Below are 15,538 nucleotides of genomic sequence, written 5' to 3' on the forward strand. Positions count from 1 at the left end.
GCAGCCATCTGGCACAACCGGGCCAGCGGAACACCGCTGACCAGGTCATTAATCGCCTACGACCACTGACCAAGACTTCGGACTTAATCGTCTAGCCCTCGTCACCCGCCAGGTTGCCGAAGTCGCGGTGGAATTCCGTGGGGAGGGTCGTGTCCAGGCCGTAGTGGTGGTAGAGCTGCAGCTCCTGCTCGGGGGAGAGGTGGCGGCCGACGCCGAAGTCGGGGGCGTCCCTGATCAGGGAGCGGTCGAAGGGCACCCGCAGGGTGTCGCCCACCAGCTCGCTCGGCTCCAGCGGGACGAAGGCGTCCCGGCTGAAGAGCCCCGTCCGGACGGCCGCCCACTCCGGGACGCCCGTGGCATCGTCGAGGTAGACCTCGTCGACGGTGCCGATCTTGGTGCCGTTACGGTCGAACGCCTTGCGGCCGATCAGGCTGCGCGGATCGATGTCGGTCTGCACGGTCCCTCCAAATGGTCGCAACTCTTCCGTAATGACTACAGAAGTGCATATCCGCACCAGAGGCCACTCGGGGAGTGTCCGGATCCTCGCTGGTAGGCTGGGTGATGGCTGTCGACCCTGTGCGGGAGAGTCCTCCGAGTGAGCAAGACGGAGGCGCCGAAGGAGCAAATCCTCCCCGGAATCTCTCAGGCATACGTACCGCACGGACGAGGCCACTCTGGAAAGCAGGGGCGGGTACCAGGCGCGCAGCGCCGGTCCCTCTCCTCACCGACGGTGAAAGTCGGCACTCAAGCGATCCTTGAGCGGCCGGTGAAACTCTCAGGTTGAGATGACAGAGGGGGAGGCCGTCCGGGTGCCCGCGCCGTGGTGCCCCTCGCAGGTCATACGACCAGGAGGCCTCCGTACATGACCGCCAACCGCATTCCGCTCTCCCAGCTGGAGCGAGGCATCCCCTTCGAACAGCGCCACATCGGCCCGGATGCCGAGGCGCAGGCGAAGATGCTCGCCCAGGTGGGCTACGGCTCCCTGGACGAACTGACCGCCGCCGCGGTGCCGGATGTGATCAAGACCGCTGAGGCGCTGAACCTGCCCGAGGCGCGGACCGAGGCCGAGGTGCTGGCCGAGCTGCGCTCGCTCGCCGACCGCAACCAGGTCCTCTCCTCCATGATCGGTCTCGGCTACTACGGGACCTTCACGCCGCCGGTGATCCTGCGCAACGTCATGGAGAACCCGGCCTGGTACACGGCGTACACGCCGTACCAGCCGGAGATCTCCCAGGGCCGCCTCGAAGCGCTCCTCAACTTCCAGACCGTCGTCGCCGACCTCACCGGCCTGCCGACCTCGGGCGCCTCGCTGCTCGACGAGGGCACCGCGGCCGCCGAGGCCATGTCCCTCGCCCGCCGCGTGGGCAAGGTCAAGGACGGCGTCTTCCTGATCGACGCCGACGCGCTGCCGCAGACCATCGCCGTGATCGAGACCCGCGCCGAGCCCACGGGCGTCGAGGTCGTCGTCGCGGACCTCTCGAACGGCATCCCGGCCGAGATCGCCGAGCGCGGCGTCTTCGGCGTGCTGCTCCAGTACCCGGGCGCCTCCGGTGCCGTACGCGACATCAAGCCGCTCATCGACCAGGCGCACGAGCTCGGTGCCATCGTCACCGTCTCGGCCGACCTGCTCGCCCTGACCCTGCTGACCTCCCCGGGTGAGCTGGGCGCCGACATCGCGGTGGGCACCACGCAACGCTTCGGCGTCCCGATGGGCTTCGGCGGACCGCACGCCGGCTACATGGCCGTCCAGGCCAAGCACGCCCGCTCGCTGCCCGGCCGCCTCGTCGGCGTCTCCGTGGACGCGGACGGCAACAAGGCGTACCGCCTGGCGCTGCAGACCCGCGAGCAGCACATCCGCCGTGAGAAGGCCACCAGCAACATCTGCACCGCGCAGGTGCTGCTGGCCGTCATGGCGGCCATGTACGCCGTCTACCACGGCCCGGACGGCCTGCGGACGATCGCCCGCCGCACCCACCGCTACGCGGCGCTCCTCGCCGCGGGCCTGACGGCCGGCGGGGTCGAGATCGTGCACGGCGCGTACTTCGACACCATCACCGCCCGTGTTCCGGGCCGTGCGGCCGAGGTCGTCGCCGCCGCCCGTGAGGGCGGGGTCAACCTCCACCAGGCCGACGCCGACCACGTCTCCGTCTCCTGTGACGAGACCACGCTGCGCGCCGACATCGAGGCCGTCTGGGCCGCCTTCGGCGTCACCGCCGACATCGAGGCGCTCGACGAGACCGCCGCGGACACCCTGCCCGAGGGCCTGCTGCGCTCGGACGACTACCTGACGCACCCGGTCTTCCACCAGCACCGCTCCGAGACCGCGATGCTGCGCTACCTGCGCAAGCTCTCGGACAAGGACTACGCGCTGGACCGCGGCATGATCCCGCTGGGCTCCTGCACCATGAAGCTCAACGCGACCACCGAGATGGAGCCGGTGACCTGGCCCGAATTCGGCCAGCTGCACCCCTTCGCCCCGGTGGAGCAGGCCGAGGGTTACCTCACGCTCATCACCGAGCTGGAGGAACGTCTCTGCGAGGTCACCGGCTACGACAAGGTCTCCATCCAGCCCAACGCCGGCTCCCAGGGCGAGCTCGCCGGCCTGCTGGCCGTCCGCGCCTACCACCGTGCCAACGGCGACGAGCAGCGCACCATCTGCCTCATCCCGTCCTCCGCGCACGGCACCAACGCCGCCAGCGCCGTGATGGCCGGCATGAAGGTCGTCGTCGTCAAGACCGCCGACGACGGCGAGGTGGACGCGGCCGACCTGCGCGCCAAGATCGAGCAGTACCGCGACGAGCTCGCCGTGCTGATGATCACGTACCCCTCCACGCACGGTGTGTTCGAGGAGCACGTCGCCGACATCTGCGCCCAGGTGCACGAGGCCGGCGGCCAGGTCTACGTCGACGGCGCCAACCTGAACGCCCTGGTGGGGCTCGCCAAGCCGGGTCACTTCGGCGGCGACGTCTCGCACCTGAACCTGCACAAGACCTTCTGCATCCCGCACGGCGGCGGCGGCCCGGGCGTCGGCCCGGTCGGTGTCCGGGCGCACCTGGCCCCGTACCTGCCGAACCACCCGCTCCAGCCGACCGCGGGCCCGGAGACGGGCGTCGGCCCGATCTCGGCCGCCCCGTGGGGCTCGGCCGGCATCCTGCCGATCTCCTGGTCGTACGTGCGCCTCATGGGCGGCGAGGGACTCAAGCGCGCCACCCAGGTGGCCGTGCTCGGCGCCAACTACATCGCCAAGCGCCTGGAGCCGCACTACCCGGTGCTCTACACCGGCCCGGGCAACCTGGTCGCGCACGAGTGCATCATCGACCTGCGCCCGCTCTCGAAGAGCACGGGCGTGAGCGTGGACGACATCGCCAAGCGTCTGATCGACTACGGCTTCCACGCGCCGACGATGTCCTTCCCGGTCGCGGGCACGCTGATGATCGAGCCGACGGAGTCCGAGGACCTCGCCGAGATCGACCGCTTCTGCGACGCGATGATCGCCATCCGCGGCGAGATCGAGCGGGTCGCGGGCGGCGAGTGGCCGGTGGACGACAACCCGCTGGCCAACTCCCCGCACACCGCGGCGGCGCTGGGCGGCGAGTGGAACCACCCGTACACCCGGGACGAGGCCGTCTTCCCGGGCGGGGTCACGGCCGCCGAGAAGTACTGGCCGCCGGTCCGCCGTATCGACGGCGCGTTCGGCGACCGGAACCTGGTGTGCTCCTGCCCGCCGCTGGACGAGTACGACAACTGAGCACCGACGCGTGAGCGTGAGCGTGTGAACGCGTGAGCTCATGAACGAGGGGCCGGTCCGGGAAGTTCTCCCGGGCCGGCCCCTCCGTCGTTGCTCGTGTCGCTCACGCCGCCGCGAGCGGGCGGTGCGGGGCGATGATCTGGCCGTCCGGCAGCAGCTCACCGGTGTCCTCGAAGAGCAGGACGCCATTGCACAGCAGGCTCCAGCCCTGCTCCGGGTGGTTGGCCACCGGGCGTGCGGCCTCCCGGTCGGCGGATTCGGCTGACGGGCAGGCTGGCTGGTGCTGGCACATGGATGCGTTCTTTCGCTGCGGTGTGGTCTGCGTGCTACGGCTCGATGGGTGGTTCATGGCCGTCCCCCTGGGTCATCCCCGCACCCGCGGGGAGCATGTCCTCAGTCTTCCCCCACGACAGCCGCTTCGCAGGTATTTCCCGGCAGCTGTCCTCATAGAGTGAGGACGCATCACTCGTGCGGGCGGTTCAGGCCAACTCCCCTGTCATTTCGGATGGTTCGCCAGTGGCCCAAGCGGGCTAGGCCGAATGGGTCACCTGGGCCAGGCGCCCTCTAGGCGGCGGGCGCGGCCAGCGACGGCGGGACCGGCGCCGTCGCTGGGGTGAGCCGATGGGTCAGCACGGGCAGCAGCTCGGAGACCGGATGCGGCCGGTACGCGGCGATGCCGGGCGGGGCCGGCGCCAGCGGCACCAGCAGGTCCTCGCCGGCGGGCAGCCCGGCTGAGGCGTCGGCGCCCACCGCCCCGTGCAGCCACAGGGTCAGCATGTAGAGCTCCGGTACGGACAGCAGCCGCGGTTGGTAGCTCCCCCCGAGGGACTCCGCCTGGCGCAGGGCGCGTTCGGTGGCGGCGACGTAGGGCCCCTCGAAGAAATGGGAGAAGGCCCACCCGTCCGGTGTCAGCCGGGTGTCGGCGGCCGCGACGTGGCGGTCACCGCTGCGGATCAGGAACCGCCAGCCGGTCAGCCGCGTGCGCGGGGGCCTGCCGCCCGCCGCGAGGCCGGACATGCTCAGCCGGTCGAGGACGTGGACCGGGAGGGGCAGCTCAGGGGTCAGCGGCCCCTGGATCGCACGCAGGGCCGGAGTGTGCACCTCGTGCACGGCGGTGGGGGAACCGAGGGCCGCGAGGACGCTGCGCAGGGCGGGCGCGGGAGCCGGGGGGACATGCAGCGGCATGGTGGGTCGCCTCTCACTTGGGAGACCTGTGGAACGGGGGCAGGTGCGGACGGCGCTGTCGCATTCTGGGGCCAGAGGGGGGCCGAGGGGCAATGGCCGCGCGCCAACTCTCTGCCTCGTTTGCGGAGTTTATACGACATGTGTTCACACAGTGTTTCGGCTAGCTGTCCCGCCTATTGCCGACAAGGCGCTTACCGGTCCCACTGACATGGCATTCATGCCGGATGTGCGCGGACATGCCGCGCTGACCTCGGAGGCTACCGGACGGGGGCTCGGCTGGAAAGCGTCGGTTATCCGAAACCGGCAAAGTCGGAGGGGAATTTGCGCGAGGCGACATGCCAGGTGAATGTGCCGAAGCGCCCTTCGGCCAAACCGGCGCGCGCTCCTCGCCACGCACGCCCCCCGCGCGTTATGGATCACGCTGCCGGGGCATCATCGACCGTAATGCGCGCCTGGATGTCCCGGGCCAGGCCCACTCGAGGAGGGACGCTTCGATGGGGGAGAAGGTCGTGGCGGGCGGATTCGACCTGTCCGATCGGCAGCGGTATCGAAGGAAACTTCACGAGTGTCTGGAGGGACTGGAGCGGCTGCTGGCGGAGAAGAGGTTCGATCGCCCGAAGAACATGATGGGGCTGGAGATCGAGTTGAATCTCGCGGGTGCCGACGGGTTGCCGAGAATGCTGAATGCCCAGGTGCTGGAGCGGATTGCGAGCCCTGATTTCCAGACCGAACTCGGAATGTTCAATCTGGAGGTGAACGTTCTTCCGCACCGGCTCGGCGGCCGGGTATTCGACCAGCTCGCCGAGGAACTCAGTGCGGGGCTGGGCTATGCCCACAGGCAGGCCGCGGAGATCGACGCCGGAGTGGTGATGATCGGTATTCTGCCGACGATCTCCCGCGCCGACCTGGTCACCGCGAACCTGTCGGCGGTGGACCGCTACTCCCTGCTGAACGAGCAGATCCTGATGATGCGCGGGGAGGACTTCACGCTCGACATCGACGGGGTCGAACGGCTGATCTGGACCTCCGGGTCGATCGTTCCGGAGGCCGCCTGCACCTCCGTACAACTGCATCTGCAGGTGACGCCCGCCCGCTTCTCCGACGTGTGGAACGCGGCGCAGGCGGTGGCCGCCGCGCAGATAGCCGTCGGCGCCAACTCGCCCTTCCTGTTCGGGCGCGAGCTGTGGCGGGAGTCGCGGCCGCCGCTGTTCACGCAGGCCACCGACACCCGGCCGCCGGAGCTCCAGGCGCAGGGGGTGCGGCCGCGCACCTGGTTCGGGGAGCGGTGGGTGGACTCGGCGTACGAGCTCTTCGCCGAGAACGTCCGGTACTTCCCCGCCCTGCTGCCGATCTGCGACGAGGAGGAGCCCCTGCGGGTGCTCGCCGAGGGCGGGGTGCCGGGGCTCCAGGAGCTGGTCCTGCACAACGGGACCGTCTACCGGTGGAACCGGCCCGTGTACGGGGTCGTGGACGGGGTGCCACACCTGCGCGTGGAGAACCGCGTGCTGCCGGCCGGGCCGACGGTCGCCGACGTCGTCGCCAACGCCGCCTTCTACTACGGGCTCGTACGCACCCTCGCGGACGAGCCGCGCCCGGTGTGGAGCCGGCTGCCCTTCGCCGAGGCGGAGGCGAACTTCGACGCGGCCTGCCGGTACGGGATCGACGCGCGGCTGCGGTGGCCGCGCCGGGGCCGGGCCGGGGGACTGGCCAGCGTGCCCGCCGTGCGGCTGGTCCTGGACGAGCTGCTGCCGATGGCGGCGGCGGGGCTGGACGCCTGGGGCATCGAGCCCGCGGACCGGGACCACTACCTCGGCATCATCGAGGAGCGCTGCCGGCGGCGGGTGAACGGGGCGACCTGGCAGGTGGACACCTACCACCGGGCCCTGGCGGCCGGACTGGAGCGGGACGAGGCGCTGGCCGCGACCACCCGGAGGTACAGCGAGCTGATGCACAAGGGCGACCCCGTGCACACCTGGCCCGTGGGGTTGGGGGAGGTGAGCGCCCCGGTGCCGGCCGCGCGCTGAGGCACCGGGCGCCGCCACGGCCGCCCGGGGCCGTCGGCTGTCGTCCGGTGCCGTCCGGTGCCGTCCGCTGCAGTCCGCTGCCCTCGTGGTGATCCTCCGAGCCGCCCGAGGGGGCAGTATGGGGTGGTCGCAACGGGATGGCAGGACGGGAGTCGGGCGTGCGGGCGGAGCCGGAGCCGGTGGTCGTGGGGCTGGGCGAGGACGGGCGGCGTCGGGGTGTCCTGCGCACCGAGACGCTGCTCGTACTGGCGCTGTCGCTGGGTGCGAGCGGGGTCTCGGCCCTGATCAGCTTCATCGGCTCGCTCACCAAGCCGGGCGGCCTCAAGGACCAGGCCGCCACGCTCAACGGCTCGTACGCGCCCGGCCGGCCCTGGCTGGACCTGGCCTGGCAGCTGTTCGGGATCGCGACCGCGCTGGTCCCCGTACTGCTGGTGGCGCACCTCCTGACCCGTGAGGGCGTACCCGGGTTGCGGGTGCTGGGCTTCGACCGCACCCGGCCCGGGTGGGACCTGGGCCGGGGCGCTGTGGTCGCGGCCGGGATCGGGAGTGCGGGGCTGGCCTTCTACCTGGCGGCGCGGGCCACCGGTTTCAACCTGACGGTGGTGCCGGAGGCGCTGCCCGACGTGTGGTGGAAGTTCCCCGTACTGATCCTCTCCGCGCTGCAGAACTCCGTGGTGGAGGAGGTCATCGTGCTGGCCTACCTGCTGCGCCGGCTCGACCAGCTGGGCTGGTCGCCGACGGCCGCGCTGCTGGCCAGCTCGGTGCTGCGCGGCTCGTACCACCTCTACCAGGGCATCGGCGGCTTCATCGGCAACCTGGTGATGGGCGTCGTGTTCGTCCTGGCCTACCGCCGCTGGGGGCGGGTGGGACCGCTCGTCGTCGCGCACGCGCTGCTCGACATCGTGGCCTTCGGCGGGTACGCCCTGCTCGCGGGCAAGGTGGGCTGGCTGCCGACGCCGTGAACGGCCCGGTCAGGGGGCGGTGAGCAGCTCCCCGTCGAGGACGGTGACCGCGTGACCGGTCAGCAGGGTGCGCTCCCCGGCCAGGGTGACCTTGACCAGCCCCCGGCGGGCACCGCCCTGGAGGCCGGTCAGCTCGGTACGGCCCAGGCGCTCCGCCCAGAACGGGGCGAGCGCGGTGTGAGCGCTGCCCGTGACCGGGTCCTCGTCGATCCCGAAGGCGGGGAAGAAGCCCCGGGAGACGAAGTCGTACCCGCAGGAGGGATCCTCGGCGGGCGCGGTGACGATCACCCCCCGCTTGGCGAAGGCGCGCAGGGCGCCGTGGTCCGGCTCCAGTTCGCGGACGGTCTTCTCGTCGGCGAGCTCGATCAGGAGGTCGCCGATGTGCGCGGCGGTGTCGTGCACGGAGAGGATCGGGGCCCCGCCGAGTGCGTGGTCCACGGCGGGCGGGGCCGGGACCGGGGTCAGTGAGGACGTCGGGAAGTCCAGGGTGATCGCGCCGTCAGCGCCGGCCTCGGCGGTGAGGATGCCGCAGCGTGCGGTGAACCTGATCAGGCCCGTGGCCAGGCCCTGTTCCTTCAGGACGTGTGCGGTGGCGAGCGTGGCGTGGCCGCACATGTCGACCTCGGCGGCCGGGGTGAACCAGCGCAGCGCCCAGTCGGCGTCCCCGCCGGGCGGCAGCGGGTGGGCGAAGGCGGTCTCGGAGAGGTTCATCTCGGACGCGACCTGCTGGAGCCAGGCGTCCGGGGGGAACGCGGTGTCGAGGAGCAGGACTCCTGCGGGGTTCCCGTGGAAGGGGCGGTCGGTGAAGGCGTCGACGGTTCGGATGCGCATGCCCCGACGGTAGGGGCGTTCCTTGATCGACGACAAAGGCCAATCCGGGGTGACTGGCCTCCTTTGACGACCCTCGGCCAGGGCTGTTCGCTGAAGTAGTTTCCGATATATCGTTGACGCATCGCGATGGATCACCGATAGTGGAGACATCGGAGAACCGACAACCAGCACGAAGTGACGAAAGGAGCGCAGTCATGCGTTCACATGGACAGCACGGACAGTCGGGACAGCCCGGACACGGCCACGGACATGAGCACGGACGGGGTCACGGTCACTGCGGGCCCGATCGTCGGGAGGGGTTCAAGGGGCTGCGCGCCGCCTTCGGTCCGTTCGGGCCGCCCTTCGGCCAGGGCCCCTTCGGCGGGCGCGGCGGCCGCGGGGGACCGCGGGGCAGGGCCCGGCGCGGTGACGTGCGCGCCTCGATCCTGGCGCTGCTCACCGACCGGCCGATGCACGGCTACGAGATGATCCAGGAGATCGGCGAGCGCAGCGGCGGGGCCTGGAAGCCCAGCCCGGGCTCGGTCTACCCGACCCTGCAGCTGCTCGAGGACGAGGGGCTCATCACCAACGAGAGCGAGGGCGGCAAGAAGCTGTTCACGCTCACCGACGCCGGCCGCAGCGAGGCCGAGTCGGGTCCGGACGCCCCGTGGGCGGATGCCGGGCGCGGCTTCGACTTCGAGGCGATGCACGAGGTCCGGACGGCCGGCATCGGCCTGATGGAGGCCTTCGGGCAGGTCTTCAAGACCGGCTCGCCCGAGCAGCGGGAGAAGGCGCTCGGCGTCATCAACGACGCCCGCAAGAAGCTCTACCTGATCCTGGCCGACGAGCACTGAGTGCCGAAGGCTCCCGCTGCGCGCAGCGCGCCCCGCGAGTCCGCTCGTGGGGCGCGCTGTCGTGCGTAGGGGCTCTCCCGCAGGGGTGTGGGCGGGACGGTCAGGCGACCAGGCCGGCCAGCTTGCGCAGGGACTCGTTCAGCGCGGCGGTGGCCGAGTCCTTGAGCTTGCCCGCCATCAGGGAGACGGCGGCGCCGGTGAACTCGCCGTCGATGCGGACCGTGGTGGCCGCGCCGTCCGGGGTCAGGGTGTACCGGGTGAGGACGGCCACGCCCATCGGGCCCTTGCCGGTGATGGCGAAGAGGCGCTCGTCCTCCAGCTCCGAGACGGTCCAGACCACCTCGGCCGGGAAGCCCATCATCTTCATGTTCTCGGCGAAGGTGGACCCGACCGCGAGGGTCTCCGGGCCGCCCTTCGGGAAATTCGTGTGGGTCATGCTCCACTGGCCGTACGCGTCCCAGTCCGTCAGCTGGGACCAGAGCTTCGCGGCGGACGCCTCGATGCGTGATTCCGCGGTGACTTCAGCCATGCGACCACCCCTTCTCGTCGGGTACGTGCGGCGGAAGGTAGCCCCGGCGAGTGCAACATTCAATACTGACGACCTGTCAGATATTGCGGTGCCGGCCGGGCGTGGTGTCGAGTGCATCTCAACAGGTGTCACCTCCGTGACGGTCCTGACCCACCCCTGCCATGATGGCCGGATGCAAGCGTCAGGGAGACATGCCGGACTGGGCCTCGCCCTGGTCTCGGCGTTCGCGTTCGGTGGTTCCGGCGTGGCGGCGAAGCCGCTGATCGAGGCGGGTCTGGACCCCCTCCACATGGTCTGGCTACGGGTGGCCGGGGCAGCGCTCGTGCTGTCCCCGCTGGCCTGGCGCCACCGGGATCTCGTGCGCCGCAAACCCGCGCTGCTCGCGGGCTTCGGGCTGGTCGCCGTCGCCGGTGTGCAGGCCTTCTACTTCGCCTCCCTGTCCCGGATCCCGGTCGGCGTGGCCCTGCTGCTGGAGTACCTGGGCCCGGCCCTGCTGCTCGGTTACATCCGCTTCGTGCAGCGCAAGCCCGTGACGCGGGGCGCCGCCGCCGGCGCGGCCGTGGCCGTCGCGGGCCTGGCCTGCGTGGTCGAGATCTGGGCCGGGCTGAGCCTGGACCTGCTCGGCGTGCTGTTCGGCCTCGCCGCCGCCTGCTGCCAGGCCTTCTACTTCGTCTTCGCCGATCAGGGCGCGGACGGGGACGACGTCCCCGACCCGCTCGGGGTGATCGCCTACGGCATGCTCGTCGGCACCCTGGTGATGACGGTGATCGCCCGGCCGTGGGAGATCGACTGGCAGGTGCTCGGCGGGCAGGCCGCCATGGGCGACACGATGGTGCCGGGGCCGGTGCTGCTCGGCTGGGTGGTGCTGGTGGCGACCGTCTTCGCCTACCTGACCGGCGTGGTCTCGGTGCGCAAGCTGTCGCCGCAGGTCGCCGGCGTGGTGGCCGTCCTGGAGGCGGTCGTCGCCACCGTGCTGGCCTGGATCCTGCTCGGCGAGCACCTCTCGACCTGGCAGATCGTCGGCGGCGGCCTGGTGCTGGGCGGCGCCTTCATCGCCCAGTCCTCCCGGTCCGCCCCGGCGGCCCCGGTGGCCTCGTCGGCCGCGGCCGACGCGGTGGCCCTGGACCGCGAGACCACGAGAGCCTAGGGTGGCGATCATGCATTCGACCGTGCTTCCGCCTCCCGCCGCCTAGCGCGGGCGGCCCCTCCACGCTTGTCCGACCCGGCCCGGGAGTCCCCGGGCGGGTCCGTGCTGCCCGCGAAGCGATGACCTGCATCTCTCATCCTTCACGCATGCGCGGAGACTTCTCGTGTCGAACCATTCGCCCGCTGCCGGGCGCAGTCTGCTGTACCTCGTCGTCGCCGGAGCCGCCTGGGGCACCGCCGGGGCGGCCGCCTCACTCCTCTTCCTGGCCAGTGACCTCGGCCCGCTCGCCCTGTCGTTCTGGCGGTGCGCCGGCGGGCTGGTGGTGCTGCTGGGGGTGCTCGCCGTCCGGGGGCCCCGCCGCGGCGGCCCGGTGCGGGCGCGGCCCTCGGTGGGCTCGCTGATCGCCACGGGGCTGCTGTTCACGCTGTTCCAGGCCGCGTACTTCGCCGCCGTGCGCGAGACCGGCCTCGCCGTGGGCACCGTGGTCACCCTGGGCGCCGGCCCCGTGCTCATCGCGCTCGGGGCGCGCCACTGGATGGGCGAGCGGCTCGGCCGCGGGGGCGTGACGGCCGTCGTCGGGGCGCTGGCCGGGCTCGCGGTCCTGGTGCTGGGCAGCGGCGGCGGTGAGGTACGGCCGCTCGGCATCGGCTGGGCGCTGCTGTCGGCCGCCGGGTACGCCGCGATGACCCTGCGCGCCCGCTGGCTCGGGCAGCGCGGGGCGGGTGGGGACCCCCTCGTCACCACCGCCTGGTCGGTCGCGGTGGGCACGGTGTGCCTGCTGCCGCTCGCCGCGGCGGAGGGGCTGCTGCCGCACACCGCCGAACTGGGGCGGGTGCTGTGGCTGCTGGTGTACGTCGCCACCGTGCCGACGGCGCTGGCGTACGCGCTCTACTTCACGGGGGCCGCGGCCGTACGGGCCGCCACCGTGTCAGTGATCATGCTGATCGAGCCGGTGAGCGCCGCGGTGATCGCCGTACTGCTCCTCGGGGAGCGGCTGACCGGCGCCGTGGTGCTGGGCACCGCACTGCTGCTGGCGGCGGTGGGCGCCCTGATCGTGGCCGAAGCCCGCCGTCCGGCGGACGGGCCGGACCGGGAACCCACCGCCGCGCGGCCGATTCCTCAGAGCGCGGTGAGGTAGCCGGGGACCTCGATGCCGGGGGCCAGGTCCGCGGCGGGCACGGGGGTCCCGTACGCCGGGGCGACCGGGATCAGGCCCGCCCAGTAGGGCAGGTCCAGGTCCTCGGCGTCGTCGTTCACCGGGCCGGTACGCAGCTTCGCGGACACCTCGGTCAGGTCCAGCCGGATCACCGCCGTGGCGGCGAGCTCCTTGGCGGTGACGGGCCGGACGTCGGCGGAGCGGCCCGGGACGGCCGAGTCGACCAGGGCGTTCAGGGCCATCCGGCGTTCCGCCTCGTCGGTGACCTGGTAGGCGGTGCCGTGCGCGACCACCGAGCGGTAGTTGAGCGAGTGGTGGAAGGCCGAGCGTGCCAGGACCAGCGCGTCGACATGGGTCACCGTCACGCACACGGCCAGGCCCGGGTCGCGCCGGCCGGCCGCCATGAGCGGGCGGGAGCCGGTGGAGCCGTGGATGTAGATCGATTCGCCGACCCGGGCGAAGAGCGTGGGCAGGACCACGGGGGCGCCGTCGCGGACGAAGCCGAGGTGGCAGACGTAGGCCTGGTCGAGTATCGAGTGCACCGTCTCGCGGTCGTAGCGCGCCCGGTCGCGGGACCGGGTGGGGACGGTGAGGTCGGTGGGTTCGTACGCGCCGGTCGACTCGGCCGACTCGGCGGACTCGGTCGTGTCCGTGGCAGGCGTGCTGGTCATGGTGCGAACTCCATTGCACTAGTGCATACTTGTGTTTGTGCTAGGAGACTATCGGATCACGGGCCGTCGTACAGCGGATATCGCCGCAAGTGTCGAAGCGGGCGTGGCCTCGGGCGCGCTCGCGCCGGGGGCGCTGCTGCCGCCGATGCGGGAGCTGGCCGGCGAGCTGGGGGTGAACCCCAACACCGTGGCCGCGGCGTACCGGACGCTGCGCGAGCGCGGGGTCATCGCGACCGACGGGCGGCGCGGCAGCCGGGTACGGGCCCGCCCGTCGAGCACGCCCCGGGACGCGCTGCGGATGGAGCTCCCGGCGGGCGTACGGGACCTCGCCGGGGGCAGCCCGGACGTGGCGCTGCTCCCCGCGCTGGACGGGGCCCTGGCGGCGGCCGCCCGGCGGTACGCGCAGGCGCCGACCCTCTACGGGGCGGACCCGGTCGCCCCGGAACTCGCACGGCTCGCCCGGGCCGACTTCGACGCGGACGGGGTGCCGCCGGGGCCGATCGGGGTGACCTCGGGCGCGCTGGACGGGATGGAACGGGTGCTGGTCGCCCACCTGCGCCCCGGGGACGCGGTGGCGGTCGAGGACCCGGGGTGGGGAGGCGTGCTGGACCTGGTCCCGGCGCTCGGGCTGCGGATGCTGCCGGTGGCGGTGGACGACGACGGGCCGCGGGCCGACGCGGTCGCCCGGGCGCTGGCGGCCGGGGCGCGGGCCCTGGTGGTGACCTCGCGGGCGCAGAACCCGACCGGGGCCGCGGTGACCGCGGAGCGGGCGGCGCAACTGCGGGAGCTGCTGGCACGGCACCCCGGGGTGCTGGTGATCGACGACGATCACGGTCACGGGATCGTCGACCTGCCGCTGCATCCGCTGGGCGGGGTGACCCGGCACTGGGCGCTGATCCGGTCCACGGCGAAGCCGTACGGGCCGGACCTGCGGCTCGCGGTGCTGACGGGGGACGACGTGACGCTGGACCGGGTGCGGGGGCGTCAGCGGCTGGGACCCGGGTGGGTGAGCCGGCTGCTCCAGTACGCGGTGGTGGAACTGATGACCTCGCACGCGGTGGACGCGGCGGCGGTGGCCCGCTCCTACGGGGAGCGGCGGGACGCCCTGGTCGCGGCGCTGCGGGAGCGGGGAGTGCCGGCGCACGGCCGGAGCGGGCTGAACGTGTGGGTGCCGGTGGCCGACGAGACCGCGGTGGTCACGAGGATGCTCGCCGCGGGGTGGGCGGTGACCCCGGGAGCCCTCTTCCGGGTCGAGGCGGCGCCCGGGGTGCGGCTGACGGTGTCACCGCTGGAGGTCGCCGAGGTCCCGGGCCTGGCCGACGCGGTGGCCGCGGCGGTCAGGCCGGGGGCGGCGGGCGTCCGGTACGACTGACCGCGGTCGGCTGCCCGGCCCCGCTCTCGGTGTGATGATCGCCCGGCGGTCAGCGCCGGTCAGGCGGGCTTGCGGGGGCCGGGGCGGGTCTGGGTGAGGGCGGCGCCGGCCAGCACGATCGCGGCGCCGACCGGGGTGTTCCAGTGGAGCTGCTCGCCGAGGACGAGGACGCCCGCCGTGGTGGCGATGACCGGGATGAAGTAGGTGACCATCTGGGCGGTGGTCGGCCCGACCTCCGTCACCAGCCCGTACTGCATCTGCAGGGCCATCCCCGTGCCGAGCGCGCCCAGTGCGATCACCGACAGGGTCGGCCAGAGCGGGAACGAGGCCGGCGCCGTCGTGAACAGGGTGCTCACCAGCGCGAGCTGGAGCGTGGAGACCACGAGCTGGCCGCCGGTCAGGGCCACCGGGGAGCCGGGGGTGCCGGCCAGCGTGCGGCGGACGTAGATCCAGCCGATGGGGTAGCAGAGCGAGGCCAGCAGGGCGAACGCGGTGCCCTTGGCGTCGACGCCGGAGAAGCCGTGCCAGGCGCCGAGGACGGTGAGCACACCGAGGAAGCCCAGGCCCAGGCCCGCGAAGCGGCGGCGCGTCGGACGGTCCTCGGACAGCGCGACCATCGACAGCGCCATGCCCCACAGCGGCGAGGTCGCATTGCAGATGCCCGCCAGGCTGGAGGGGATGCTCAGTTCCGCGTACGCGAAGAGGGAGAAGGGGGCGGTGTTGAGCAGGAGCGCCGCCACGGTGAGGTGGCCCCACGTGCGCAGCCCGCGGGGGAGCGGCTCACGGCGGATCAGCAGCACGGTGAGGAGGGCGAGCGCGCCGAACAGGACCCGGCCCAGAGCCACCTGGAAGGGGGCGTACGCCTCCGTGCCCACCTTGATCAGCAGGAAGCTGAAGCCCCACACCACCGAGAGGATCGCGAACCGGACGCGCCAGTCGAGGAGACCGCCCCGCCGGGTGGGGGCGGTGGTGGTGGCGGTGGTGGCGCCGCTGGTGGAGGACGGGGCGGTGGGGGCCGGGGCGGTGGGGGCCGGGAGGGTCGGCCGGGCGGCGGTGGGTGCGCTCATGACCCTTACTGTG

General features: G+C 72.3%; 14 protein-coding genes and 1 riboswitch. Of the genes, 7 read left to right on the plus strand and 7 right to left on the minus strand.

The features are described 5' to 3' along the window. Positions 1 to 91: 91 nt before the first annotated feature. Entirely contained in the window at positions 92 to 457 is a 366-nt protein-coding gene (locus tag ACZ45T_RS36450) for a PRC-barrel domain-containing protein (RefSeq protein ID WP_468448442.1), read from the minus strand. Between the two features lie 112 nt (positions 458 to 569). Then, a riboswitch (glycine riboswitch) is annotated at positions 570 to 668 on the plus strand. Between the two features lie 194 nt (positions 669 to 862). Between ACZ45T_RS36450 and gcvP the strand changes: the two genes are divergently transcribed. After that, positions 863 to 3,748, plus strand: a complete 2,886-nt coding sequence (gene gcvP / locus ACZ45T_RS36455) for an aminomethyl-transferring glycine dehydrogenase (RefSeq protein WP_468448443.1) — start codon at positions 863 to 865, stop codon at positions 3,746 to 3,748. A gap of 103 nt (positions 3,749 to 3,851) precedes the next feature. Here gcvP and ACZ45T_RS36460 read toward each other — a convergent pair whose 3' ends face one another. Continuing rightward, the gene (locus tag ACZ45T_RS36460; protein WP_030009772.1) at positions 3,852 to 4,040 is read right to left on the minus strand and encodes a DUF5999 family protein; all 189 of its coding nucleotides are present in this window, start codon (positions 4,038 to 4,040) and stop codon (positions 3,852 to 3,854) included. 272 nt (positions 4,041 to 4,312) lie between these two features. Continuing rightward, positions 4,313 to 4,933: a hypothetical protein gene (locus ACZ45T_RS36465; RefSeq protein ID WP_468448444.1), complete on the minus strand. Its 621-nt coding sequence runs from the start codon at positions 4,931 to 4,933 to the stop codon at positions 4,313 to 4,315. Between the two features lie 494 nt (positions 4,934 to 5,427). Between ACZ45T_RS36465 and ACZ45T_RS36470 the strand changes: the two genes are divergently transcribed. Further along, positions 5,428 to 6,957 carry a glutamate-cysteine ligase family protein gene (locus ACZ45T_RS36470; protein ID WP_468448445.1) on the plus strand — a complete coding sequence of 510 codons (1,530 nt, stop codon included), beginning with the start codon at positions 5,428 to 5,430 and terminating at the stop codon, positions 6,955 to 6,957. 137 nt (positions 6,958 to 7,094) lie between these two features. Next, positions 7,095 to 7,919 carry a CPBP family intramembrane glutamic endopeptidase gene (locus ACZ45T_RS36475; RefSeq protein WP_468448446.1) on the plus strand — a complete coding sequence of 275 codons (825 nt, stop codon included), beginning with the start codon at positions 7,095 to 7,097 and terminating at the stop codon, positions 7,917 to 7,919. Between the two features lie 9 nt (positions 7,920 to 7,928). Here ACZ45T_RS36475 and ACZ45T_RS36480 read toward each other — a convergent pair whose 3' ends face one another. Next, positions 7,929 to 8,750 carry a PhzF family phenazine biosynthesis protein gene (locus tag ACZ45T_RS36480; RefSeq protein WP_468448447.1) on the minus strand — a complete coding sequence of 274 codons (822 nt, stop codon included), beginning with the start codon at positions 8,748 to 8,750 and terminating at the stop codon, positions 7,929 to 7,931. 194 nt (positions 8,751 to 8,944) lie between these two features. Between ACZ45T_RS36480 and ACZ45T_RS36485 the strand changes: the two genes are divergently transcribed. After that, on the plus strand, positions 8,945 to 9,583 hold the full coding sequence (locus tag ACZ45T_RS36485; RefSeq protein WP_468448448.1) for a PadR family transcriptional regulator: 639 nt from the start codon (positions 8,945 to 8,947) through the stop codon (positions 9,581 to 9,583). A gap of 100 nt (positions 9,584 to 9,683) precedes the next feature. Here the strand turns inward: ACZ45T_RS36485 and ACZ45T_RS36490 are convergent, their stop codons facing one another. After that, positions 9,684 to 10,112 (minus strand): type II toxin-antitoxin system Rv0910 family toxin, encoded by a 429-nt coding sequence (locus ACZ45T_RS36490; RefSeq protein WP_468448449.1) that lies wholly within the window; start codon positions 10,110 to 10,112, stop codon positions 9,684 to 9,686. Between the two features lie 172 nt (positions 10,113 to 10,284). Between ACZ45T_RS36490 and ACZ45T_RS36495 the strand changes: the two genes are divergently transcribed. Both ACZ45T_RS36495 and ACZ45T_RS36500 read left to right on the plus strand, forming a co-directional pair. Next, positions 10,285 to 11,259 carry an EamA family transporter gene (locus ACZ45T_RS36495; RefSeq protein WP_468448450.1) on the plus strand — a complete coding sequence of 325 codons (975 nt, stop codon included), beginning with the start codon at positions 10,285 to 10,287 and terminating at the stop codon, positions 11,257 to 11,259. Between the two features lie 163 nt (positions 11,260 to 11,422). Then, the gene (locus ACZ45T_RS36500) at positions 11,423 to 12,397 is read left to right on the plus strand and encodes a DMT family transporter (protein ID WP_468448451.1); all 975 of its coding nucleotides are present in this window, start codon (positions 11,423 to 11,425) and stop codon (positions 12,395 to 12,397) included. On the opposite strand, the gene ACZ45T_RS36505 is transcribed toward ACZ45T_RS36500, so the two are convergent. Next, positions 12,379 to 13,086 carry a pyridoxamine 5'-phosphate oxidase family protein gene (locus ACZ45T_RS36505; RefSeq protein WP_468448452.1) on the minus strand — a complete coding sequence of 236 codons (708 nt, stop codon included), beginning with the start codon at positions 13,084 to 13,086 and terminating at the stop codon, positions 12,379 to 12,381. The genes ACZ45T_RS36500 and ACZ45T_RS36505 overlap by 19 nt on opposite strands. A 37-nt stretch (positions 13,087 to 13,123) precedes the next feature. Here ACZ45T_RS36505 and ACZ45T_RS36510 point away from each other — a divergent pair, with 37 nt between their 5' ends. Beyond that, a complete protein-coding gene (locus ACZ45T_RS36510; RefSeq protein ID WP_468448453.1) occupies positions 13,124 to 14,458 on the plus strand; it encodes an aminotransferase class I/II-fold pyridoxal phosphate-dependent enzyme in 1,335 nt (444 codons plus the stop codon). Between the two features lie 59 nt (positions 14,459 to 14,517). On the opposite strand, the gene ACZ45T_RS36515 is transcribed toward ACZ45T_RS36510, so the two are convergent. Continuing rightward, the gene (locus ACZ45T_RS36515) at positions 14,518 to 15,525 is read right to left on the minus strand and encodes a DMT family transporter (RefSeq protein WP_468448454.1); all 1,008 of its coding nucleotides are present in this window, start codon (positions 15,523 to 15,525) and stop codon (positions 14,518 to 14,520) included. Between the last annotated feature and the right edge of the window lie 13 nt (positions 15,526 to 15,538).

It is taken from the genome of Streptomyces sp. NPDC030995 (assembly GCF_055571215.1).

Bases quoted from the DNA above. Each gene is read 5' to 3' on its own strand.
- ACZ45T_RS36515 (WP_468448454.1), bottom strand. From the start codon at position 15,525: ATGAGCGCACCCACCGCCGCCCGGCCGACCCTCCCGGCCCCCACCGCC.
- ACZ45T_RS36465 (WP_468448444.1), bottom strand. From the start codon at position 4,933: ATGCCGCTGCATGTCCCCCCGGCTCCCGCGCCCGCCCTGCGCAGCGTC.
- ACZ45T_RS36505 (WP_468448452.1), bottom strand. From the start codon at position 13,086: ATGACCAGCACGCCTGCCACGGACACGACCGAGTCCGCCGAGTCGGCC.
- ACZ45T_RS36485 (WP_468448448.1), top strand. From the start codon at position 8,945: ATGCGTTCACATGGACAGCACGGACAGTCGGGACAGCCCGGACACGGC.
- gcvP (WP_468448443.1), top strand. From the start codon at position 863: ATGACCGCCAACCGCATTCCGCTCTCCCAGCTGGAGCGAGGCATCCCC.
- ACZ45T_RS36480 (WP_468448447.1), bottom strand. From the start codon at position 8,750: ATGCGCATCCGAACCGTCGACGCCTTCACCGACCGCCCCTTCCACGGG.
- ACZ45T_RS36470 (WP_468448445.1), top strand. From the start codon at position 5,428: ATGGGGGAGAAGGTCGTGGCGGGCGGATTCGACCTGTCCGATCGGCAG.
- ACZ45T_RS36490 (WP_468448449.1), bottom strand. From the start codon at position 10,112: ATGGCTGAAGTCACCGCGGAATCACGCATCGAGGCGTCCGCCGCGAAG.
- ACZ45T_RS36495 (WP_468448450.1), top strand. From the start codon at position 10,285: ATGCAAGCGTCAGGGAGACATGCCGGACTGGGCCTCGCCCTGGTCTCG.
- ACZ45T_RS36475 (WP_468448446.1), top strand. From the start codon at position 7,095: ATGGCAGGACGGGAGTCGGGCGTGCGGGCGGAGCCGGAGCCGGTGGTC.
- ACZ45T_RS36460 (WP_030009772.1), bottom strand. From the start codon at position 4,040: ATGTGCCAGCACCAGCCAGCCTGCCCGTCAGCCGAATCCGCCGACCGG.